Annotated in this window: 14 protein-coding genes and 1 tRNA gene; 7 read left to right on the forward strand and 8 right to left on the reverse strand. The window is 57.3% G+C overall.

Going from position 1 to position 22,699, the window contains the following annotated elements:
- Positions 1-100: 100 nt before the first annotated feature.
- The 5 genes from EXN68_RS00920 to EXN68_RS00940 are packed head-to-tail and all read right to left on the reverse strand — an operon-like array spanning position 101 to position 9,325.
- The gene (locus EXN68_RS00920) at positions 101-3,007 is read right to left on the reverse strand and encodes a site-specific DNA-methyltransferase (protein WP_142839271.1); all 2,907 of its coding nucleotides are present in this window, start codon (positions 3,005-3,007) and stop codon (positions 101-103) included.
- 15 nt (positions 3,008-3,022) lie between these two features.
- Positions 3,023-3,361 (reverse strand): hypothetical protein, encoded by a 339-nt coding sequence (locus tag EXN68_RS00925; protein WP_142839272.1) that lies wholly within the window; start codon positions 3,359-3,361, stop codon positions 3,023-3,025.
- A 49-nt stretch (positions 3,362-3,410) separates the two neighbouring features.
- Complete coding sequence (locus EXN68_RS00930; RefSeq protein WP_142839273.1) at positions 3,411-4,379, reverse strand: PGN_0703 family putative restriction endonuclease; 969 nt, start codon at positions 4,377-4,379, stop codon at positions 3,411-3,413.
- Positions 4,380-4,382: 3 nt separating this feature from the next.
- Positions 4,383-6,290 (reverse strand): GmrSD restriction endonuclease domain-containing protein, encoded by a 1,908-nt coding sequence (locus EXN68_RS00935; RefSeq protein ID WP_142839274.1) that lies wholly within the window; start codon positions 6,288-6,290, stop codon positions 4,383-4,385.
- Entirely contained in the window at positions 6,290-9,325 is a 3,036-nt protein-coding gene (locus EXN68_RS00940; protein ID WP_142839275.1) for a BPTD_3080 family restriction endonuclease, read from the reverse strand. The genes EXN68_RS00935 and EXN68_RS00940 overlap by 1 nt, the downstream gene beginning before the upstream one ends.
- 356 nt (positions 9,326-9,681) lie before the next feature.
- Between EXN68_RS00940 and zorA the strand changes: the two genes are divergently transcribed.
- The 6 genes from zorA to EXN68_RS00970 all read left to right on the forward strand — a co-directional run bounded on the left by zorA (position 9,682) and on the right by EXN68_RS00970 (position 18,595).
- Positions 9,682-11,712: an anti-phage ZorAB system protein ZorA gene (gene zorA, locus EXN68_RS00945; RefSeq protein WP_142839276.1), complete on the forward strand. Its 2,031-nt coding sequence runs from the start codon at positions 9,682-9,684 to the stop codon at positions 11,710-11,712.
- The gene (locus EXN68_RS00950; RefSeq protein ID WP_142839277.1) at positions 11,712-12,710 is read left to right on the forward strand and encodes an OmpA family protein; all 999 of its coding nucleotides are present in this window, start codon (positions 11,712-11,714) and stop codon (positions 12,708-12,710) included. The genes zorA and EXN68_RS00950 overlap by 1 nt, the downstream gene beginning before the upstream one ends.
- Positions 12,707-14,014 carry an EH signature domain-containing protein gene (locus tag EXN68_RS00955; protein ID WP_142839278.1) on the forward strand — a complete coding sequence of 436 codons (1,308 nt, stop codon included), beginning with the start codon at positions 12,707-12,709 and terminating at the stop codon, positions 14,012-14,014. Before EXN68_RS00950 ends, EXN68_RS00955 begins: the two co-directional genes overlap by 4 nt.
- Positions 14,015-14,022: 8 nt before the next feature.
- Entirely contained in the window at positions 14,023-17,124 is a 3,102-nt protein-coding gene (locus EXN68_RS00960; protein ID WP_142839279.1) for a DEAD/DEAH box helicase, read from the forward strand.
- Between the two features lie 19 nt (positions 17,125-17,143).
- The gene (locus tag EXN68_RS00965; protein WP_142839280.1) at positions 17,144-17,932 is read left to right on the forward strand and encodes an ASCH domain-containing protein; all 789 of its coding nucleotides are present in this window, start codon (positions 17,144-17,146) and stop codon (positions 17,930-17,932) included.
- Between the two features lie 99 nt (positions 17,933-18,031).
- The gene (locus EXN68_RS00970) at positions 18,032-18,595 is read left to right on the forward strand and encodes a hypothetical protein (RefSeq protein WP_142839281.1); all 564 of its coding nucleotides are present in this window, start codon (positions 18,032-18,034) and stop codon (positions 18,593-18,595) included.
- A gap of 690 nt (positions 18,596-19,285) precedes the next feature.
- Here EXN68_RS00970 and mqo read toward each other — a convergent pair.
- Together mqo and EXN68_RS00980 are read right to left on the reverse strand one after the other, a co-directional pair.
- Positions 19,286-21,019, reverse strand: coding sequence for a malate dehydrogenase (quinone) (gene mqo, locus EXN68_RS00975; RefSeq protein ID WP_161991146.1), 1,734 nt, complete (start codon positions 21,017-21,019; stop codon positions 19,286-19,288).
- A gap of 388 nt (positions 21,020-21,407) precedes the next feature.
- On the reverse strand, positions 21,408-21,827 hold the full coding sequence (locus EXN68_RS00980) for a hypothetical protein (protein WP_142839282.1): 420 nt from the start codon (positions 21,825-21,827) through the stop codon (positions 21,408-21,410).
- 264 nt (positions 21,828-22,091) lie between these two features.
- On the opposite strand from EXN68_RS00980, the gene EXN68_RS00985 reads away from it, so the two are divergent.
- Positions 22,092-22,168: transfer RNA gene (locus EXN68_RS00985), tRNA-Pro, on the forward strand.
- A gap of 262 nt (positions 22,169-22,430) precedes the next feature.
- Here the strand turns inward: EXN68_RS00985 and EXN68_RS00990 are convergent.
- Positions 22,431-22,652 carry a hypothetical protein gene (locus EXN68_RS00990; protein WP_142839283.1) on the reverse strand — a complete coding sequence of 74 codons (222 nt, stop codon included), beginning with the start codon at positions 22,650-22,652 and terminating at the stop codon, positions 22,431-22,433.
- Positions 22,653-22,699: the final 47 nt, after the last annotated feature.

The raw sequence follows: 22,699 nt of genomic DNA on the forward strand, positions 1-22,699 counted from the left end.
CTGTCCGGGGTCATTTGCAGGCCGTGTTTGCTTACCAGTGACGATGTCTTTAGACCACGCTTTCTTCGTTTCCGTTGAGACACAGTTCTTCCCTCATCGCCTACACCCCAAACACCTTCAACACCTCGTCCCCGAAGTGGTTGATCACCTTCACCGCGATCCTCCCCGTGCTCGGCCGAGCGAACGGCCGCGACGTGTCCGCATAAAGCGTCCCCCACGCATCCGGGTCGATCTCCGCCTTCAGCGCGGTCTTCAGCGACTTGTAGGGATCGTTCGCGCCGAGGAAATAGGCGTGGCGGACGAAGAAGCTCTCCTCGTCGTAATCGGTGTCGATGAACCAGGCGGCGATGCCCTTGACGTCGTCGGAGCGGATTTCGCCGGTGGAGGGGTCGAAGACATCGACGCCGTGGACCTTCACCCTGATCTCGCCGCTGGGCGCATCGAGGATTTCGACGTCCGGCTCACCGAAGACGACGAAGAGGTTGCCCTTTCCGGTGTTCTTCAGGTCCTCGGCCATGTGCAGGTCGGGGTTCATGCGTGCCTTCAGGATGGCGAGTGGGCCGAGCCGGTTGAGGTCGGTCGCTTGCGCATCGAAATTGAAGGCGCAGGCGATCAGCACGTCGAAGCGGGCGTCGGAGGCTTCCCGAGCTGCAGCGGTGATCTGACTGCGGGTCAGCGTGCCGAATTCAGGTCCAACAAGGATCGCCGCGCGCTTCTCCGCCGCGCCGCCATCGGTATAGCGGCCCTCGGCGGCGATATAGTTGCCCGGCCAGGGCTCGATGGAATTGAAGTGGATCGTATCGGCCTTTGCCTGCTGGTGGACGCCGGCGCTGCGAAGATGCGCTAGCACCATCTCGCCGAAATCGGCCTCCGGCATATTAGCGGGGGCGGACGCGCGGGACGTGATTGCACCGGCTGCGGCCAGTTCCGCGCCCAGCGTGTCCTCGCGCGCGGCGACGACGCGATGCGGCGACAGGCTCTCGACGGTGAAAGGCCCGGCGACGCGCACCTTGCTCTTGTCCTCATAGGGGCGGTCGTAGAGTAGTTCGACATCGGCGGCGCGGGCGATCGAGCCGTCGATCTCCTGCTGCCTGCTGATGCGGCCCTCCCACCAGGCGGCATGCAGCTTGCGCACCGCGTCGGTCACCAGATGCACCTTGGCCTGCCCGTCCTTGCTGTCAAGCCAGGCGTCGAGATCGCGGGGGATTTCCCATTCCTCGAAGGCGGTGGACAGCGCCTCGTTGAGCCGCCGCCGCAGCGGCTCCAGCACGTCCTGCCACTTTTCCCAGATCACGTCGATCTCGGCATTGTTGGCGATGCTTTTTAGCGTCACACGAGCTGCACGATCATAGATGAAGCCCTGCCGGATATCGCCCGTGACTGGGGTATCGGCTAGAATCTTTCCGGAGACGTCCTGCTCCTTGGCGCGACCCTCGCGGCTGTCAGCCAAAAGGTAGTAGGGGAAGCGCGCGCTCATCAGCCGCGTGCGGGCAAGAGCCAGCGCCACACGTGATGTATCAACGGTGATCCAGCGTCGGCCCCACTGTTCGGCGACATAGGCTGTCGTGCCCGAGCCGCAGGTAGGATCAAAGACCAGATCGCCTGGATCACTGGTCATCAGAATGCATCGCTGCAAAACAGACGGGCTGGTTTGGACTACGTATGTTTTGTCTGGGCTGCCCGCCGTGTCAGTCCAGATGTTTGACACGGGATAGGCGCGAAAATCATCGATGTAGCGCACATAACGTAGAGTGCGCCCCGCCTTCTTGATCCTGCTTGCCTTTAGAAGCTTTTCAAAGCCAGCTTGTCCTGTCTTCCAGTATCCTCCGCTCGGGCCAAAGGTTGTTCCTTCAAATTTAACCGGAAATGAACCAGGCGGCCTATTTGAAGTTAGGCTCGTGAGCTGAAAGGCGCGACCATCCTCGTCCATTTGATCGTATCGAGCGCCCGAACCGTGACCAACACCAAGTTCCTTTGTAAAATAGGGTCTGCGGAATTTGATCTTGCTGATGTCTCGGCAGTACCAAATCAGATAGTCCTGAACAGCGGGTAGGAGGTCGCTTGTTTGGCCGCCAGTCTTTTGGAAGGTGATCTCGCTGACAAAATTCTCCTCGCCAAATACCTCATCCATCAGAGCCCGCACTCGATGCACGTTCTCGTCGCCGATCTGCACGAAGATCGAGCCGCTTTCGGCGAGCAGTTCCCGCGCCACCATCAGCCGGTCGCGAAGATAGGTGAGGTAAGAGTGGATGCCATCCTTCCAGGTGTCGCGGAAGGCCTTCACCTGTTCTGGCTCTCTGGAGACATCCTCCTTCTTGCCGTCCTTCACGTCCCGGCTCATGGTCGAGACCTGCCAGTTCGAGTTGAACTTGATGCCATAGGGCGGATCAAAGAAGATGCTCTGCACCTTGCCGCGCATCTCCTCCCGCTCGGCAAGGCTCGCCATCACCTGCAGCGAGTCGCCGAGGATCATGCGGTTTTGCCAATGCTTGGTGTGTTGGTAGAATTCCGCCCGAGCCTCCGGATCGGCAATGCCGTTGAAATCGGCAAACAGGTCCGGCGCGTCCGACTTCTCCTCGCGGGCCTTGTTCGTCCGACGCTTCAAATCGTCGATGATCGCCTTGGGATGCACCTTTTCCTGGATGTAAAGCGGCGGCGCATTGACCACGAGATCGGACCAGTCCTGACGGTCCTTGCCGCGCCAGACAAGTTGGGCGTCGCCGATCTCGATCTCGCCTGTCTCGGCCAGCTTTCTCATCTGCGCCTGCGTGATCCTGATCTTCGCGCCGTTCCAGATGACCTGGGGGTCGCGGTCCATGTCCCGATCCCGCTCCTCGCCATGCGCCAGCGGCCGATCGCGTGGGATGCGCATCTCGCGAGAACTCTCGCCCAGCATTTCCATCTGCTGCTCATAGAGCGACGCCATCTCGGCCGTCGGGTTGTTCAGCCGCACCGCCTTGTCGTGTGTGAGGGTGGAGACATCTTTTTCGCGCGGGGTCTTGGCCATGTGGACGATGTTCTTTCAGAGAAATTTCTTGATCAGGAAATGATGGACGGCGACGATCTCGGCGTCATACTCTCGTTCAATACCCTTGATGGTGAAATCGGAGACTTTTCCCCGGATCGTACCGGTACCGGGTGTCGATCCATTTCTTACAACACCATCTTTGACGTTCCCCAAAGGGCTTCCTGCGCCAAGCGTCGAGCCACTTCGAATGACGGCATCCTTGACATTGCCAAGCGCGGTTCCCGCGCCGGGCGTGGAGCCATTCCGGATCACACCATTCTTCAGATTGCCTAGCGCCTTGCCAGAACCGATGGTGTTTCCGTCGCGGATCACACCGTCCTTGAAGTTTGCCATTTTCAGTTCCCGGTCATTGTTGCGATTGATCGTGGTTGCTCGAGCTGTTTCATGTCGGAATCTGGCTCACCGTCGAGGCGGAGAAGAGGCTCGAGTAGCGCGATGTCATGTATGCAGCCCATTCCGCGCCACCTGCACTTTGCAGGATCGGCTTGAAGGCTGACGAAATATCGAGGCTTGTGAACCGGTCGGGGGACTGCAGCAGTTTCGGCCAGACCGATGCGAAATCCGATCCGTACTCCCGAAGTCTGGGAGCGGTTACCGCTTTCAAAGCCGAATTGCCGGCGGGCGAGAGATGCAGCACTCGCACGATGTCCGCGCCATATTCTCGGGCCTTCTCCATCTGGAATGCCAACATCTGCTGACGGAGAAGCTGGTAGAACGGCTCCCAGAAAAAATCCTCCAATGCCAAGCCAAGGTCAGCACGGATTGGTCCCTCTGGGTAAAAGGCGAGTTTTTCGTAGCGCTTCAGACGCGTAGCATTTCCGTTCGCGCTGATCGGAGCACCGTAGCACTCGGTGTACTTCCACTCGATCAACAGCGTTTCCAGTTTGCCATCTCGCTCGAACATCAACACCGCGTCAGCGGATGTCGCGTTCGCGCCACGCGAGCGAGAACCATTTTTACCTGACTCGTTCAGATAGTCTCCGCCGATCCACTCAAATCCGACAAACCACTCACCATCCGGACCTTCTTCGATCGGCCGCATGGTCGGCTTTTCACCCCCAAGTGCCGCCTGAACTAGACGCGCAAGCATTTCTGGCTTTCGAGCCAGAGGTGCCAGAAAATTCAGACAGCAAACCTGCGATGACAGACCATGATTGCTGTGCGTGTGCCACTGGATGCCTTTGTGTGTGAAATACGCGGGGACGACGCTCCTGATCGACGGAGCGAGATTCCGCTCAAAGCTCACCGGATCGAGGCGATAGGCTGAACCACGGTATCCTCCGTGCCCGGGCTCGGAGTCGGCGAAGAACTTGGATTGACTTTCCCGCTGGACCCTTATGAACGTATTCATCTGCTACTCCGCCGCGATTGTCAGCTGCGCTTCGGCCTCATCGCCCTCGCTCTCGGCGTCGATCCCTTCTTCCGGCTGATTGCCGCGATAAGCCTGTTTGCCTGTTGCCTTCTCGATCAGCGCGAGAAGCTGTTTCTGCCGCTCGGCCATGAATTCGATGAACCTGTCTGCCCGTAACAAAGACGGATCGACAAGGTGTGAAGACAAATAAGTGTCGAGCTCCGCAGCCTCGATCGGTGGGGTGGCACTGGTGCCCTTCTCCAGGGTAGCCAGATAGTCCGAAGGGGCAACGCCGCCAATAATGCGATTGGTGCGATAGGTCAGCGGTGTCTTGTTGATGATGGAGTCGTAAACTTCCGGTTTGATCTTGTTGTCCTCACACCACTTCTTCGGAAAGATATGGTGGATGTCGACGCTCTCGCCGAAAAAGACGATATGGTCAAATTTCAGACCGGATCGGAAATCGAGAGCGCCTTCCTTCATCAGCAGGGCGTTCATGCCCTTGTAGGCCGCCGAGAGGCGCATGCGCATGGTTTTCAGGCGATCGGACCGGAACGTTGTGTCGCTGACAGTTGAAGGCATTGCGCCGCCCTGCAGCCACACAGGTACCTCCATGAAGTCCTTCGCTATCCGGGTATCGACGGCCGAGCCATAGAGTTCGCCGAAGACGCCGTTCCAATACCACTGCTGAAGCTGCTGTTTCAGCGTGGCGTGGTGAAGAGCTCCCTCGTTTTCTGCGAGGATCGCGGCCAGCGGCACTATCTGCGACTGATAAGGCAGGTCCTCGACCTTATAGATGTTCAGTTCGAACAGAAACTTGGCAGCCCGCTCGAAACCCTGTTCGGCCTTGTCGCAATAGGCGGTGTACGCACTTAGTGGTAGATTGAGGAGGGCTTGTCGATTGCCCGTCACCTGGGGCAGGTCCTTGCCCTGCTTTCCCTCAGATTCGGCGGCACGTCGTTTGTCGCGTGTATGGAAGAGCGAAATCACCTGTAGGAGATCGGTGTTTGTCACGTTGGCGAGGATGCCCGTGTCCCGCCCAGCCGGCCGTAGAGTCTCTGCAAGCCTTTGGTGGCGGCCCTTTTGCCCGTCGGCCCCATACCAGTCCTTGCGTAGCTCAAAACCATCCGCTGCATACATGGCTGTTACCAACTCGAAGGCGTCGAGCGGCTTGCCGCCGGTATTGACCTTCTCGAAGACGGTGCAAACAGCTTCTTTGGTCGTGGCCTTGTCCAGGGTGATAACCGGCACCTGGTACGATTTGAAATTATCGAGGACATCCTTCTTGAAGGCTTTCCATTTCTCCTTTGCGGATTTGCCCTCGTCACCCTGCCAATGGTCGTTGAACCCGTCCTGCCAGTCGTCCCAATCGAATACTTCAGTCAGCGGGAACATCATCGACGCATATTCGTGTTCCCGCGACGAGAGGTCGAGCTTGATCTCCCGGCCGAAATCAGTCCGAACAATCCTATCTTCAGGCACGCCTACGATGGCTTCCTCTCGATTGGCCTCTGCATCGAGCGCCATTTCGATATAGATGTAGAACCACCGCTTCACTCGCTTGTTCTTCGGTGTGACGGTCTCGACCACCTTGTTACGAAGGGTGACCTGGTACAACGACGTCATCCGCTGCTGGCCATCGAGAAGGAGAGAAGAAGGCGAAACATGCTTTGCTGAATCCGGCGCGCCCTCAACGGGGCGAGGTTTGAAGTTGACCTCGCCGCCGGTCTCCAACGTCATTAGTGCGCCCACCGGGAACGCGCGCGAGACGGAAGCAATCAGGCTTTTAATGCGATCTTCGTCCCATACCCAACTGCGTTGAAAGTCAGGAAGTTGGAGATTGCCTTTTTGGCAGTTGCTGAGCAATTCGTGCAGCGAAAATGGATTCGTCTTAAACGTTGCGCCAGTCATCATGCCTCCTCGGGGATTCTCGCGCTAAAGTTAGCTACTAACTTGCTGTAGTCTTCTTCCATCGCAAAAGCATTGCGGAATTCGGCAAAGGCCCAGCGGCCATAGACCTTTAGGTTGTTGACGCCGGGGACCCAGAAGTTCGTCATTGTCTCAGCCTTGATCTGCTCATCGAGACCGCGGAAGCCCTTAACCTCGACGATCAGGTTCAACGGGTCATCCGGTCCGTGACCGTCATCAACCTGTATGATGAAGTCCGGCAGGTAGCGGCGCGGCACGCTGCCTGAGCGATAGGGTAGTTCGAAACCAAGTGCCTGGTTCTTCACGTAGGAGATCGTAGCTGGGTGCGCTTCCACGACGCGGGCAAATTCCGCCTCCCAATCGCTATCGCAGACGACGTAGTTCACGTGGGAAAGCCGGGTTTCCCAGAGCGTCTGCTTGGTCGTGATGAAGGACACGTGGTCGGTGTAGCCGTGCGGATTGTACGGATCGAGCATGGCCTTCACGACACTCTCCCCATCTTCACCGGCGCTGCGGACTATGGCTTGGTAGATGAGTTCGGATGCTTTCTCCGCCAACTCGGCATAGGTCAGCATGCCCGCCCTGGTGCCACCAGTGAGCTTCAGGCAAGTGGCAATCCAGCGTCGCGTAATGGGCTGGAGCTGGTTATAGAGGTAATAGGGAACGTCTTGATCCGGCTCACGGAAATACATCTCGATGAGCTTCTTGGTGAGATGCGTCGCGACGGTGTTCGGCCGCATGTCATCGAGCGCATCCGGAGAAATGTCATGGCCTTCGCCGACCAGCCCTTCGAGACGGACCGTACAGGGGCCGACCAATTCTGGCGTCAGGTCGAGGATTGAGTCCGCCGAGAAATTGGCCGAAAAGCTCTCAGAGGGGAGCTCGGCGCGATAGCCGGCAACGCGCGGAAAGCGGATGGAAAGGTCGTTGCGCTCCTTGAGCGAATGGACACGTGTCGTTGGCTTCGGCGGCGTGCGCGTCACTTCCTGTGGCTCGGTGGCAAAGTCGAAGGGAATGCCGAGGATGTCGGCGTATTCGGTATTGAACAATCCGTTGTCATTCAGCTCGTAGGACTGGCGGCGCAGGCCTCGACCAATCACCTGCTCGCAGAGGAGCTGCGTTCCGAATGCGCGGACGCCAAGTATGTGGGTGACCGTGTTGGCATCCCAGCCTTCCGTCAGCATCGACACGGAGACAACGCACCGCACCTGTTCGCCGAGACGGCCCTTCTGCCCGACGGTGTTCATCACTTCACGCAATAGCTCCGAGTCCGAGAGCTTGTCGGCCGCCGCGGCACCCTCGCGCTCCTTGATTTCCCTACGGAACTGCTCGATTTCTGCCTCGGCCATGTCGCGGAACTTGGCATCCAGCGCCTCTCCGGACTCAAGCTGTTGCGAGTCGATCAGCAGCGTGTTCATGCGCGGCAGCCGATTGCCATTGCGGTCATCGTAGTTCCGGAACAGCTCCAGATGCCCGTAGTGCTTTGTCTGGCGCTCACCTTCAACTTCCCGTTCCCAGCCCGAAATCCATTCGAAAATGAGCTTCGAACTGGCAGTGTTGTTGCAGACGACGATGAACACCGGGGGGACGCCAATGCCGGCCTTTTGCCAGGCATCGTATTCCTTCTCGTAATGGGAGTAGAGCGAGTAGAGCGCGGTCTGCAGTTCGGCAGGTATACTCAACGGATCAAGATCGCCGGATTTGCCCGCCCCCTTCTTCGGCATCTTCTTGCCGATGTGATCCCATAGATTGCGAAATACCGGAGTGGCGGCATTGACGGCATTGTCCGATACCGGAACGCGGGGCAGCTTTACGATGCCGCACTCGATTGCATCTACGAGAGAGAAGTCGGAGACAACCCAAGGGAAGAGGGTGCCTTCCTCATAACCCGACCCGCGCAAGAAGAACGGTGTCGCCGAGAGATCATAGACCGCGCGAACGCCGACTTTCCGCTTCAAAGCCTCGATGCCGGAAATCCAAAGCCGTGCAGCCTCATTGTTTTCCTTGGCCTCGTCCTTTTCCTCCCCCTTCAGTTCATCTTCCTCGTGGCTTCCCGGACGTTCGCGATAGCAATGGTGTGCCTCGTCGTTGATCACCACGACGTTCTTCATCTGCAGGAGATCGCCGCAGGCCCGCTGAAGCATCTGTCCCTCGGTTTCGAGTTCCTCGATTGCTTCGCCTTTCCAGCCCTTCATCAGACGGAGACCCACTGCGTTCAGCTCGTGAGCCTTGCGCCGCTGAAAAACATGATAGTTGACGATTTCGATCTTCGCCTTGTTCAAGTCGGGCATCATGTCCTGTGGAACAAGTTCCCGAGAACGATAGTAGCTATTGCCGTCAGAAGGCTTCAGTACGCGCAGTCGGTCCTTGATGGTGATACCGGGCGCAACGATAAGGAAACCTCTCGAGAACAAACTGGAGTTCGGCTGCCGAGCGGCATTGATCGCCTGCCAGGCAATGAGCATGGCCATGACAGTTGTCTTGCCGGCGCCGGTGGCCAACTTCAGCGCAAGGCGAAAGATTTCTGGGTTAGCATCTCGGTTTGCTTCTTCGAGATGGCGGAAGATGTGAGCGTACTGCTTGTTTTTGCGTGCCACCTCCGCAAGCCAGATCGCCGTTTCTACGGCCTCCACCTGGCAATAAAAGGGGCGGGGGCCGGAGAAGTTGTCACTTCGCCAATATTGGAGCAATCGCTGGGTAACGGGCGTGACACCCCAGTCGTTTGGATTGGGAATTGAACGCCATGACGCGATGTGGCCGCGAATTTCATTGATGATCGGCGTGGGGTTGTAGTGGCTGCTACCGTCCTTGGTCTGGTCGAGATCAAGCGTAGCCTGCTTTTTGGCGTCTGCTTTGATCTTGCGGCTCTTCGGAACGGGGGTCACGTATTTCGACCGGCGCCGGCCTTCAATGGGCGGTTGATTGAGCGGCTCGCCACTTTCAGACAGCGCATGATGGCGCGTGGGAACGTCATACGGCGAATTGAGAATTGGCTCGGCGTAAAATGGCTTGGTCATGCAATCTGTCCCAGAATCGGCATCGCCATTCAATCGCCCCCGCGAGGGTGATGCAACTCTTACGATGCAGATTGCTGCATGTCGCGAAGAATTGCACACGGAAATTATTTCCTCATTGCAACGGTATTCAAGAAGTTGGACTTGCATCCCGGTAGTCGCATGGGAATGGCGCGGTTTCGCGGGCTTCACATGCGCGGGTCGCGCACTCTTTCGTAAGTTGTGGAAATTAAATCACATCGCAGTTCAATTTTGTGGAGTTTTGGCCAAACCGCCCAGGTCCGCTTGATTGCAAGGCCGTGCCTCTAATAGTTTCCAATTCGTTACCACTCAAGGGTAGTGGTTGGGGATCGGATTAAGTGATTCAGGAAATTGGAAGTTTCGTCGTTGCCTCGATTCTTGGCGCGGCGAATTATCTTGTAAAGGATGCGGCTGCTCCGGGTATTGTCGCTCTAGGAATTGTCGTTCTCCTGGTAGTTTTTACTGCGGCTTTCTTTCGAGAAGTCGTTCAGCGCAGGAAAGCAGTTCAGTGGCTAAAACGTGAAATTCAGAACAGCCCGACAGGCGCTGATTTTAGTCGTGATATCGACGTTCTTTCCGCCTCAATCAAGAAGACAGGCACGAACAGGTATCGCCGGCAATTGGCGGCTGCGTGGGAGAAATACAGAGAGACCCTTGTACCTCACGAGGAAGACGGCAAGGTTGTGCTTCGCAATGCCGTCCGACCGTCCATGTTTCTCAATCCAGAGGACTTGGGTTTTGGGGTTGGCTTTTGGCGCATCGTACCCGGTCTCTTTGTTTCGGTTGGGCTTTTTCTGACGTTCCTGGGGTTGATTGCCGCTCTCTCGACTATGGCGCAAGGAGCCGAGATCGATAGCGGTGTCATGCGACAGCTGCTTTCTGTGGCCTCGGCGAAGTTTATCATGTCGTTGACGGGGCTTTTCTGCTCAATCGTCTTCACGATCCTTCTTAGAAGCATCTACGGGCGACTGGAGCAGTCGATCCATGAACTGTGTGCCGCCATTGAGCAGCGTCTCACCTATATCAGTCTGGAGGCCCTTGCCACAGAACAACTGAAGGCAACCCGGGAACAGCGGGAACATTTCCGATTGATCGGCATGGAGTTGGTCGCGGAGATTGGCCGTCCCTTGAGGGAGGAGCTCCCAGCGGCGATCCAGAGCTCGATTGCTGGGGCCATGGCGCCTATTGTAGAAAGAGTGGGTAAACTCGGCGCAGAGGGCGTCGGAGATATGGTGTCCGGGATTTCGGACAAGCTAACGGATTCTATCGGTATCGCGCTGACCGAGGCGAGCCAGAAAATCTCTGATGCAGGTGAAAGGCTTGGGTTGCTTGCTGATCGGCTGGATCAGAGCTCGGGGCGGATAGGCTCGGAGATGGAGGGCGTGACAGAACGTGTCGCTCAAGCTGTGGAAGACCTCCGTGCGGCTATCACGAATACGGCTGAGGTAACCGGGGGGACGTTTAACGAAGGTGCCGAGAAGCTCCTTGCGGTCATGAACCGTACGCTTGAGGGAATTCGCGACAATACGGGCGAAGGTGCGCGCGCCATGTCGGCAGCGGCTGAGGACATGCGCCAGGCGGCTGAATCCTTCAAACAGGAGATCGAGTCCGCAGCGCGAACAGGTACAGAAGCCGCGCAGGAACGCATGAAACTTGCAGGTCAGCAGGTGAGCTCGGCTATCGGCGATGCCGGCAAGGACGTGGCAGAAGTGTTCAGCCGCACCAGTGCGGAGATTGCTCGGGTTGCGGAAGAGGTCTCCGAGAAAGCCGGCGCCGGCTTGCTCGCTCCGCTGGCTGAAATAGGCTCCAGGTTGGAGGGGCTGGTCAAGCAGTTGAACGACGGTACGTCCAACATGCGACGCATGGCCGATGGGGTGAAGGCGGGTGCCGACGCTTCAGAAAAGGCTGCAGGTACCTTCAATGGAGCGGCTAGCTCCCTTGTTGCCGCTGTCACTCCAGTAAAAGCCGTCGTGGATCGCATGGAAGGTTCGATCCGGCAACTTACCGACAGCACACAACACGCGGCGAGCACTGTTTCGAGGTCTGCGGAGGCGACCGCCGAGTCTGCCGCTTCGGCTCTTGCCGCTGCGAAGGAAATCCTCCAGGCGGAAGCGAAATCCATCGAGAACGCTTTGGGCGGTGTCTCCGTGATGCTGGAACGTCTAAAGGGGCAGGGTGACCGCCTGGATGAGATGGATGGAAAGCTAGGCCAGGCTTTCGATCTCTACACGGAAAATGTGGAGAAGGCCGTCCAAGGCATGTTCGGCCACGTGCGCGATCTGCAGGAAAGGCTAAATCCTGCCCTCGATACCATGCGTGAAATCGTTGAACAGGCCGAGCAATTCGCTCCGCAGTCGCGGAGAGCCTGATGCGCGGCGGTTTCCGGACGCGTTACAAAGAGGAAGAGGAGGAGAGCGCATTTGTGTCCATGACGGACATGACCGTCAGCTTCCTCTTCATCATCATCCTTTTGCTGGCTTACTTCGCCCAGCAATATAGCGAAAAGGACACCGTCCCCAGACCCATACATGAGGAGGTCATTAAAGAAAGGAATGACGCGCAACGGGAGATAGTCCGACTGCAGGCAATCATCGCTGTTCATGAGAAAACGATCGCTACCCTCAAGCAGGAGATTAACGAGAAGCAGGTGGAGATCGAGCGGTTGCAGGCTGATATCGCGAAACTGCAGGCCGAGATCAAAGAGCTAAAAGAGGCGCTCGAAAAGCTTCGGAAAGTTGACCCACTGGAAGCCTACCTAGCCACGTCGGCGATCGAGAGACGACGAATTCTCGAAACTCTACGCGACCAGTTGAAGATTGATTTTCCTGATCTCGAGGTGGTTATCAGTGAAGAAACCGACGCTTTGCGCTTTCAGGGCGACGGCCTGTTTGCAACCGGATCGTCCACGTTGCGCCCCGACCGGAGGGCAATCGTGGAAACTGTCGCAACGAGGCTATCGCAGATTTTGCCCTGCTATACGATTGGCCCGCGTTCGAAGTGGACGGCCGAATGCAATCCAGGCAATGCGATTATTGAAGCTTTGCAGATTGAGGGACATACCGACTCGACCGGGGATTTTACGGCCAACCTGGCTCTATCTACCAATCGCGCAAACAGCACTTTTTCTACAATTCTCGGCAAATCGGGCGAGCTAGTCGATTTTCTGAACTTCCGACATCAACCCGTTCTGTCCGTCGCAGGATACGGCCAAATGCGCCCGGTTAAGGACAACTCGACGAAGGAGGGACGAGATACGAACCGCCGCGTCGACCTGCGAATCATCATGTACACACCAAGCCAGTCTGCGGAAATCGACCGCATTCGGCAGGCGTTGAATGAAAACAACCCCGGGGGTGTCGCGAATTGACCCTCAGCAAGAGCCTCTCCCAGAACCTTCAGTTCGCCAGGCCCGCCTTGCCAGCTTTGAACTCACTCGCATCTCGGACAGAGAGAATTCTATCCCGCTGGCCGGATGTTGTCGCCAATCCGCCCGAGAAAGACCGTGAAAAACTCGTGGCCATTGTGCGGGACAAACTGGAGAATAATAGCTGGGAGGACACGAAGCTCTCGCTGATTACAAGCGCTGGCAGGGCGTTGTTCGACGAGGATCGTCGCACTAGACCTGACCTGGTGGAGATGCGAGATTTTTATTACAGCGAGACCCGCGCCTCGACACGGGCGGGGTTTCTCGGCGGAATGTTCTCCATCTACATGGACAGCTTTGATGCCAAGGCGGAACATACGTGGCAATTGGCCGGTGCATTGTCGGCAGCGGCGGGGCGTCTCGGAGCTCGCTGGCGTATGATGCTCGATGCCATCCCGGAGATGCTCTCACCCGACGCTGTGGCAGAGGCCGTCGGCCGACAGATGGTGTTGATGGACGACCTCTGGATCGGACTGCAGAAGCTCGGTATTCGCAGCCCTCATGCACCCGGTCTGATGAATGCCGTCCACTTGGCCTATGTGAAGCAGATCGAGCCGCACCTCGATCAGCGGGTGGAGATGGAGCGGCTGATCGAGTGGTTGAAGCCGGAGGGCAGGGAGGCGAAGACGACCGGCGCCGGCGAAGCGATCTCGGCTCTGCTTGGACACTGGGTCAAGCATTCTCCGAAGCCCGATGACCTACGCTACCTCACAGAGAACATCATCGGCATTTACGGTGATCCTCGTGTCCAGCGTGGCGGCGTTTGGTCAGCAGTACCGGAAGACAGGATGGCGGTTATCCTGCGCTGGCTGACGGGCGAGAACATCCGGTTCTTCCTTGATGTCGTCTCTGAGGTGGAAGACAGCCACATGTGGGAGCCTCGCAGGAGATTTTGGCTCGGCCTGCATGATCGTGGCCGTATCGATGCAGCCTGGGTTGCTTTCAGCGATTCCGCCGCGAAAGAGGCAAGGCGACGCGGGGCGGGAGGTAAGGGGACGTTGAGATTTGGCGTTCAAACGGCAGGCTACGGTCGCGCGAATACATCACTGCTTATACTGAAGATCGGCAGGAAGATCGTCGTTGAGGGCTCTCACAGCTATAAGGTCCACATTTTCGACGAGTCCAACCAGCGTGCGCCTGCGCTCTACCAGTGGCGATATGACTGTGAAGCAATCAGGTTCATTCCCGGCTCCAATGCGAAATCGCACAACGGCGACTGGCAGAGTTGGGTCTTGGAACACATCTAGGTGAAAAAATGAACTTGGAAGCTTCTTTCTCTCCAGATGCAATCACTCTGTCCGCAAAGAACGAGCGCGCGGGTCTACTGCACCGGTTGGTGCGCCGTAGTGTCAAATCTGATCTTCAGAACCTGAGTCCCGACGAACGTTCACTGGCCTTTGCAATTGCCGATCTACGGGCCGCAGCGGACACGCTCGGCGAACAACTTTCGATCGATTCTGATCGCATCGTCATGTCCCATCGCATCGCTGCGTCCGTCACCGGTGAAACAGGCGCAGTACTCGGTCTGCCGCCTTTGGTAGAGATGACGCTGAAAACCGATGCGGAGGGAATTGTCGGTTCGTCAGGTTTCCGACTTAGGTACGAATGGTCGCGCAATGGCCAACGGCAAATGCCACGTCGAACTGGAGCCATTCTGGAAACCGCAAACGGTTTGCGACGAATTCCTATGTGGATGATGGACGCCATCGCCATCGCCGACGCCTACCGGCCGGATGGAAACGACGCCGCCGATTGGGAGGCGCTAGGACGTTTCCGCAAGGCACTTGATCCTGGTGCTGTCAGCGGAGCCTCGGACGAGGCGTCGCGTATCTCGATGACAGATTTTCTGAGCGGTCTGGAGGTGCGTCTCGTCGACCGCTTCTCACTCTCGCCAAAGGGGGAGACGGACTTCGACGTGGTGCCGTTCTCTGGTTATACCTTGGAGGTGCATGGTAGCGCTTCTGAAGCCGCCGAGGTTTCCGAGTCCATGAGCGAGGTACAGGGACTAGACCTGCAGCGATTTCAGACATTGGTAAGAGGAAGGGGGGCCCTGCCCGCCTATCGATTATCTCCTGGTCGTTACGTGGTGGTAGAACAGTCAGCGTCACCGGCCCTTGCCGTGATGGCTGAAATGCAGAAGGCAGCAGCCGAGGAGCGGCGCGCCTTCATCCGTAATCCCTTGCCACGAGTAACGGAAGCAGTGGAGGCGCAGCTCCGTTCTTCCGGGCAATTGGATGGTTTGTCGCCCCAGGCCGAGCAGGAAGCCATAGAGGCAGCGGTTGGTCCCGTACTTGTTGAAACCCGGGAATTTTCCGAACGGGTTACTGGCGTCGTCAAGTATGAAAAGCCGGGTCTCGGCGAGTTCGAGGATAGCGGGACAAGCTGGCTGCCGGAGGACTTCAGCGCGCGCCTGATCGATATCCTCGATAGGCAGGGTACTGCCGAGCTGCTGCAGACCCTGCGCGAGCGCGTCCAGGAAGCAATTGAGGCTGGAAGGCCGACCGTCGATTTCGAGGATTTGGAGGTCCCCGCTCGACCGGAAATGCTGCAGCTCATCGACGAGCGGATGGTGTCGGGAGACGCTGACGACCGTGGCGAGGATGAGGCAAAACCAGAAAAGGTGGGCCCATTCGTTCTCGATACCGAAGTGAACTACGACGATCTCAAATGGCTCGCTAAGCTCAGGCCGCGCATGTCCGAGTTGCCGGACACCCTACCCGAGGGCATTCGAACGCCGTTGAAAGGGCATCAGAAGGAGAGTTTCAGCTGGCAGGTTGGCGCGTGGCGGGCCGGATTGCCGGGCGTCCTCAATGCCGACGAGCAGGGCCTCGGCAAAACTCTCCAAACCATCTCTTTCCTGGCCTGGCTCAAGGAAGTGATCGCTCGTCCTCAAGCCGAGAGCCGGGGGCCTGTTCTCGTTGTTGCGCCAACATCCCTTCTCGAAAATTGGGAGCAGGAAGTCGCCCGACACATGCACGAGCCTGGGCTGGGTCATCTGATCCGCCTCTATGGGTCGAGTATCGGTGGACGCAAGCTGACGGGAGCGAAGGGAAAGGACACGGACGATGGGGAGGCCAAGCTTGACTTGGGCGCGCTGCATGAAGCCGTGGCAGAGGGGCGGGCGCATCGCTACTGGCTTCTCACCACTTATACGACGCTGACGAACTATCAGCATTCTCTGGCTCGCATACCCTTTTCCGCCGTTGTCTTTGACGAAATCCAGGCCTTGAAAAACCCTGTCAGCCTCCGCGCAGTTGCTGCCCGTTCGATCAATGCTGATTTTCGAATTGGCCTCACCGGTACACCCATCGAGAATGCCACTGTTGACCTCTGGGCAATCATGGACCAGCTCGCACCGGGATCGCTCGACAGCCTCAAAGATTTCCGTCAACGCTATGCGAAGCCAGAGGAAGACAACATGGCCGAGCTGCACGGCAGGGTTTTTCTGCCCCGTGGCGGCACGCCGCCTCTTGCTGTCCGCCGCCTGAAGGAAACGGTCGCAACCGATCTGCCCGCCAAATCCCGTCGTATTCACCCCCGCCTGATGCCGGATGTTCAGGCCTTGGCATATGACGATGCCCGACTGAAGCTTGCGCGAGGAGGCATGGGCGCGCAGCTCAAAATGCTTCATCACATTCGCAGCGTTTCCGTCCACCCGGCGCTGGAAATCAAAGCAAGTAACGATGAGTTCGTCGTATCGTCTGCGCGGCTACAGGCTGCCATGGATATCCTGAATCGCATCAAAGCGAATGGCGAACGTGCCCTTGTCTTCATCGAGCACCGCCAGATGCAGTATCGCTTCATCGAGTTGGTTCGCAGTGAATTAGGTCTGCCGCGAGTCGATCTCATCAACGGCGACACTCCCATTCCTCAACGTCAGGCAATTGTGAACCGGTTCCAGCGCCATCTGGATGACGACCAGGGGTTTGACCTTCTAGTTCTCGGTCCGAAGGCAGCGGGCACCGGGCTGACGCTAACGGCGGCGACCCACGTCATCCACTTATCTCGATGGTGGAATCCGGCAGTTGAGGAACAGTGCAACGATCGCGTACACCGGATTGGCCAGACGCGGCCTGTTACAGTGCATTTGCCCATGGCCATTCACGAAGGCTATCGGGAGCAGTCTTTTGACTGCCTCCTCCAGAGCTTGATGATGCGCAAGCGTCGCCTCGCCAGTTCGGCGCTTTGGCCCATGGGGGACGTCGATGACGACGTTGCTGGCCTTCAGAAGGGCATGGCGTCCGAGCGGTTAGGCATGGAGGCTGACCCTCTTGGCAAGACCATGGCGGCCATGTTTGCCCGCGACGAGCTGGAGCTGCCGCCGCGAGAAGCTGACGGTTCCTACCCCATCCATTGATACAGAATGGCAGATTTTCATGAATGACATTTGGGTGAGCAAAGGGCTGGTCATCGACGCGCCTTGGATCAGTTTGATCTTGAGTGGCCAGAAAGATTGGGAGATGCGCTCCACCGGTACAAGCCACCGCGGATGGTTTGGCTTGATCTGGAAGGGGATGGGGAGCGTCTATGGCGTCGCACGATTGGCCGGCGCCGGCGGTCCTATGAGCCCGCAGGAAATGATCGAGGCTTTTGAACACCACCGTATTCCAGAAGAGATGATCCGTTCGGGTGCGGTTGCTAAATGGAACAGGCCCTGGTTTCTGGCTGACGTCATAAGGCTTCCCACGCCAGTGCGCTACAAGCACCCAAACGGTGCCGTGACCTGGGTCGAATTCAGCGAGAATGTAAGCTCTGCGATCAAGGATCAGATTGCAGCGCTACAGGAGCCCCTCCCGGAGCCGGCGCCGGTGGTCAAACTGGAAGCCCATGGCATGCAATCGGAAGCCGTGTGGCGTCAAATCGGCGAAAGCGTGCTGACCCAAGGCAATCTCGATCACAATCACATCTATCTACGCGAGTTTTTCCATCGCTTCCCGAAAGATGCAGTAGGGGGCTCGAACAAGGCGGAGATGGCCTCTCGCGAAATATCGATCATGTGGGATGGCGGGCCCCTTGTTGTTACTGATCTGGATGGCTCGAAAAGGTTCTTTCGCGCAAGGGGGTGGCTAGGCTCCTTCTTCCGTTACAATGGTGCGCGTATCGGCGACCGCGTTATCGTCGAAGAGGGAGCGCCCTACAGTTACAGAGTTCGCATCCTACGGTGAGGTGAGGCAGGCTCTCTTGGTTGACGTTGTCTTGTTAGGGGTTATACCTTTCCCGGATGCAGCTATTTCACGACCCTTACTATTTATTTGGAAAAGAAGATGAGCAGCAGACAATCTCGCGGTGATTGGCTACTTGAATTCTTGTTGAATGAAAGGGGATGCTCAAATTTTGCCTGCGGAAAATGTTATTATCCAATCCGCGCTAAGCTTATAGGCGAATTGCGCAAAGCTTATTATTGCCGGGAGACTTCAAGCCGGGAGACTTCCGAGATGATTTTCGCGCAGCATCTTCCTCAATTGGAGCCAAAAGTCCTCGAATTTCTGGCAGAGAGCCTAGCAGCTGTACGTCCGCACCCCGGACAGACCGCTTCGGTTGAGACTACAATGTTTGTTATCCTTGGTCTTCACAGCGCCTATTCGCGGCGAGGAGACGAAAATCGACTCGATGAGATGCTCCAAGAATCGTGGGCGGGAACTGTCCTGGCCAAAATGCGGGCCCACTATGAAGCAGTCCAGAAGCGCATACGTAGCCATCGCGAGCGGGAACGAAGCGCCCCATTAGAGCGTGAGCGCAAAAAGGCAGAAAAGGCAGCCCGGCACTTGGCGCGGATTTCAAAAAAAGACGAACGCTACGAAGCATGGCTGATGAAAAAGACGACGTAGACTTCCCGTCTTGGCTGGCGATGTCGAGCAGCTTTAGCCTTTGATCCGCTATCGGGGCTATAGGGACTGCGAACGACTGTCGCCCCGCGGAAATAATTTCCGCATGCTTCCATATTTCCCCGGACTGCCGTTCTGGAATGTCGTACAAGAGTGTCGTAAAAGCATATTAGGTGATCAAGATTTGTTAACCTTCTCAGAGGCTTGAAAGAGGGCGAAATCCCTAGCTGGGAATCCTGGCGCCCCAGCCATTCCTGACTTTTATCATATATAGTTTTCACGCTTTTTGCGAGAATGTGCAAATAGAAACAATTTTAGATTGAATATTGCAGATTCCGCAACACTTTTATGATTTTCTAATTCAGATATCAGGAGTGTACAGTAGTGACCCAAACATTAGAACCAAGTCCATCCCACAACGAACTCCCAAACAAGCCCGATTTCGAATGGATTTTCTGGGTGCTTCCCATCATCGTGTTTGCCGTAATTGCATATCTCGGTGACTGGAAATGGGCGTTTATAATCGGAGGGGGAATTGCCGCGATGCTCTTTGTCTATTTCAAGTTTATCAAGCGATAATAGCCTCATAAGAAGTCATGTGATCTAGGCACCGAGTTTTCTGTATAGATTTCATAAAAAACGCCGCGCATCCAGAGACACGCGGCGTCCAATCTTAAATCTCGCGACGATGCCTTAAAGCGCGATATCAGGCACCTTCTTCACTGGCGCACCCGCAGGGGTCGCGCCGGCACCCTTCAGCGCATCAAGATCGATCTGCGGCGGGGTCGGCAACTGCAGGTGCTCGGCGGTGTAAGCCCATTCCTCACGTACCTTTTCCGGATCGTCATTGAGCTTGGTGCCGTAGCTCGGCACGATCTGGCGGATCTTGGCCTGCCATTCCGGCGTTGCCACCTTGTCCTTGAACACCTTTTCCAGGACGCTCAGCATGATCGGCGCTGCGGTCGATGCACCCGGCGAAGCGCCGAGCAGGCCGGCGATGCTGCCGTCCTGTGCGGAGACGACTTCGGTGCCGAGCCGCAGCACGCCGCCCTTTTCTTCGTCGCGCTTGATGATCTGCACACGCTGGCCCGCCTGCCACAGGCGCCATTCGCCCTGCTTGGCATTGGGGAAATATTCCTTCAGCGCGGCAAAGCGGTCGTCATCCGACATCATCAGCTGGCCGGCGAGATATTCCACCAGCGGATATTCATCGATGCCCACACGCACCATTGGCCAGGCGTTGCTGGTCGTGACGGAGGAGACGAGATCGAAATAGGAGCCTTCCTTCAGGAACTTGGTGGAGAAGGTGGCGAAAGGCCCGAACAGGATGACACGCTTGCCACCCAGCACGCGGGTGTCGAGATGCGGAACCGACATGGGCGGCGAACCGACCGAGGCCTTGCCATAGGCCTTGGCCAGATGCTGCATCGTCACATCGGGGTTTTCGTTGATGAGGAACGAGCCGCCCACCGGGAAGCCGGCATAATCATCGGCTTCCGGAATGCCGGACATCTGCAGCAGATGCAGCGCGCCGCCGCCGGCGCCGATGAACACGAATTTCGCATCCACCACCTGTTCGGCATCGGTCTTGGTGTTGGCATAGGTCACGCGCCAGCTGCCATCGGCATTGCGCTGAATGTCGGAGACTTCGCTATTGACCTGCAGGTCGAAATTCTGGTCACCCTGCAGATGCGACACGAACTGACGGGTGATTTCGCCGAATTCCATGTCGGTGCCGAGCGGCGACCAGGTCGCGCCGATCTTCTGGGACGGATCGCGGCCTTCCATCATCAGCGGCACCCACTTCTTGATCTGCTCGGGGTCGCTGGAATATTCCATGCCGGCGAACAGCGGGCTGGCCTTGAGCGCCTGATAGCGCTTTTCCAGATAGGCGATGTTCTCATCGCCCCAGACGACGCTCATATGCGGCGTGTGGTTGATGAAGGAGCGCGGGTTCTTCAAGACGCCGTTGCGCACCTGCCAGGCCCAGAACTGCCGGGAGATCTGGAAGGACTCGTTGATGTTGATCGCCTGGGTGATCTTGATGTTGCCGTTGTCGTCTTCCGGCGTGTAGTTGAGTTCCGCCAGTGCGGAATGGCCGGTGCCGGCATTGTTCCAGCCGTTGGAGCTTTCAAGCGCCACGCTATCCAGCCGCTCCAGCATCTGCATCGACCAGGTCGGCTCCAGTTCGCGCAGCCACACACCGAGCGTCGCGCTCATGATGCCGCCGCCGATCAACAGCACATCGACCTTCTTGGCGGTCGTGTTGGCGAGAAGCGGAGAGGAGGGCAGCGCCGCTGCGGCAATCCCGGCAAGCGCGCCACCCAGAACCTGACGGCGGTTCATTGGAAAAGCGTGGGAAAGGGAAGTGTCCTGGGAGAGATCAGTGAGCTGGGATTTGTCTTGATTGATGGGAGTCACGGCCATACCTGATTCTTGTTTTGTGTTAAAAACATTCCTCCCGACCGCCCCGTTATAGCAAAGCGCAAAGCGGCACAACCCGGACTTTTTCACTCCAGTTCAAGCACTTTTGCAGGTGGCTCGTCGGGACATATGGTCGCAACGGCATTTTTTGCGGTCTTGCGGATTGTCAGTTTTATGGATGCGAAGATCAGACAGGTCTTTCAAACGGTTGAAAGCGGTCTCTGGGCCAAATATCGCGAAACGGCCCACAATCCAGTGCCTGCGGGGTGCAATGGAACGGGCCACGTGATTTTAGGCAAAAGTTTTTTCAGGAAAATGACAATAATCCCGAAAAAGTGAAAAGGCCCGCCGTTGCGGGCGGGCCTCGTTCGTTCGGTTTCGGGCCGAAATCTTAGTTTGCGGCGAGGAATTCCGCGCAGTAGCTGGGGCCGTTGACGCCGGGGCGGTCGGAGACCGTGCGCACCGAGGTGATCGTATAATTGCTGGAAACGACCAGCTGCACCGTGCAGGAGAGCGAGGCGGTGCGGGCGGGCGAAATCTGGCGACCCTTCTTGCCGTCCTTGCCTTCTTCGAACTTGGCCGGAATGGTGGCCTTCTTGTAACCGCCGCGCCAGTTATAGACGGTGGAGCTGCCGGATTCCGTGTCGCTCAGCGGCGGGCCGAATTTCGCGAAGAAAATGCCTGCCGACTGACCGACCCAGCGTGTTTCCACGGGGCTCTTCTGGGTGAAGGAAGGCACGGAGCCTTCCGATGTCGTGCAGGCGGAGAGCGCAATGGCGAGCCCTGCGAGCGTTACGCTGCGAAATAGCATGGTGAAATGTCCTTTGTGCCGTGTCCGGCATCCCGCCGGTCATTCCGTTCCCCTAGCAGATTTGGCGGCGGCCGGCAGGGGAGGTATGCGGCTTGACGAAAATTTCCTGCCACAATTGCTTTTTTGTAACGTTTTTCAGCCCTGCACCCTTTGCCGCAAGCGGTCGGCGAGGCTGCCTCACTGCGGGGAGGAAACTTGTCATAAAAAATGCAATAAGCCGCTTGTCGAATGCCGGAGGCTGGTCTATAGAAGCGCCGCTGGTCACGGAGTGTAGCGCAGTCTGGTAGCGCACCACGTTCGGGACGTGGGGGTCGGAGGTTCGAATCCTCTCACTCCGACCAGCTGAAAGCCTTGTATTTACGATGGCTTGCAACTCTTCCCGATATTTCCTTAAAATCCCTGATGCAAAGTCTCGTGTCGAACCGACGTTTGAGACCCCGGCCGTTTGGTATTCAGTCACCGACTGCCCGGCATCGCCGCCCGCTTGTGCCCTCGATTAGCAATTGCACGAGCATTTCTCATTCTCGTCAGTGCGAGAATGAGAAAGGCAAACAACGGCCGGACGCCGGTAAGAGGCAGTAGGCCTAATCCAATCGACCATTATCAGCGGTAGCGGTGGTCACCACGCCAGTCGCGACGATCACGCCAATCCCTCCGGTCGCGCCAGTCACGACGATCATAGTCGCGGTAGTGGCGATCGCGGTCATAGGTGCGGTAATACACGCCGGTCGTATAATATCCGCCGCTCCGGTATCCTCTGTCGTCAACACAGCCGCTCAGGATGCCAACCGAAACCAGACAGATCGCTGCGGTTAAAATTTTCATGATCTTCATCTCCCAATGACGAACCCAAACGCGCGCTGGAGTTCGTA

The organism is Martinezella rhizogenes (genome assembly GCF_007002745.1).
GTDB lineage: Bacteria > Pseudomonadota > Alphaproteobacteria > Rhizobiales > Rhizobiaceae > Agrobacterium > Agrobacterium cucumeris.

Coding starts and splice junctions, on each gene's coding strand:
- EXN68_RS00980 (WP_142839282.1), bottom strand. CDS start 21,827: ATGCTATTTCGCAGCGTAACGCTCGCAGGGCTCGCCATTGCGCTCTCC.
- mqo (WP_161991146.1), bottom strand. CDS start 21,019: ATGGCCGTGACTCCCATCAATCAAGACAAATCCCAGCTCACTGATCTC.
- EXN68_RS00965 (WP_142839280.1), top strand. CDS start 17,144: ATGAATGACATTTGGGTGAGCAAAGGGCTGGTCATCGACGCGCCTTGG.
- EXN68_RS00935 (WP_142839274.1), bottom strand. CDS start 6,290: ATGACTGGCGCAACGTTTAAGACGAATCCATTTTCGCTGCACGAATTG.
- EXN68_RS00950 (WP_142839277.1), top strand. CDS start 11,712: ATGCGCGGCGGTTTCCGGACGCGTTACAAAGAGGAAGAGGAGGAGAGC.
- EXN68_RS00925 (WP_142839272.1), bottom strand. CDS start 3,361: ATGGCAAACTTCAAGGACGGTGTGATCCGCGACGGAAACACCATCGGT.
- EXN68_RS00970 (WP_142839281.1), top strand. CDS start 18,032: ATGAGCAGCAGACAATCTCGCGGTGATTGGCTACTTGAATTCTTGTTG.
- EXN68_RS00920 (WP_142839271.1), bottom strand. CDS start 3,007: ATGGCCAAGACCCCGCGCGAAAAAGATGTCTCCACCCTCACACACGAC.
- EXN68_RS00960 (WP_142839279.1), top strand. CDS start 14,023: ATGAACTTGGAAGCTTCTTTCTCTCCAGATGCAATCACTCTGTCCGCA.
- EXN68_RS00940 (WP_142839275.1), bottom strand. CDS start 9,325: ATGACCAAGCCATTTTACGCCGAGCCAATTCTCAATTCGCCGTATGAC.
- EXN68_RS00990 (WP_142839283.1), bottom strand. CDS start 22,652: ATGAAAATTTTAACCGCAGCGATCTGTCTGGTTTCGGTTGGCATCCTG.
- EXN68_RS00930 (WP_142839273.1), bottom strand. CDS start 4,379: ATGAATACGTTCATAAGGGTCCAGCGGGAAAGTCAATCCAAGTTCTTC.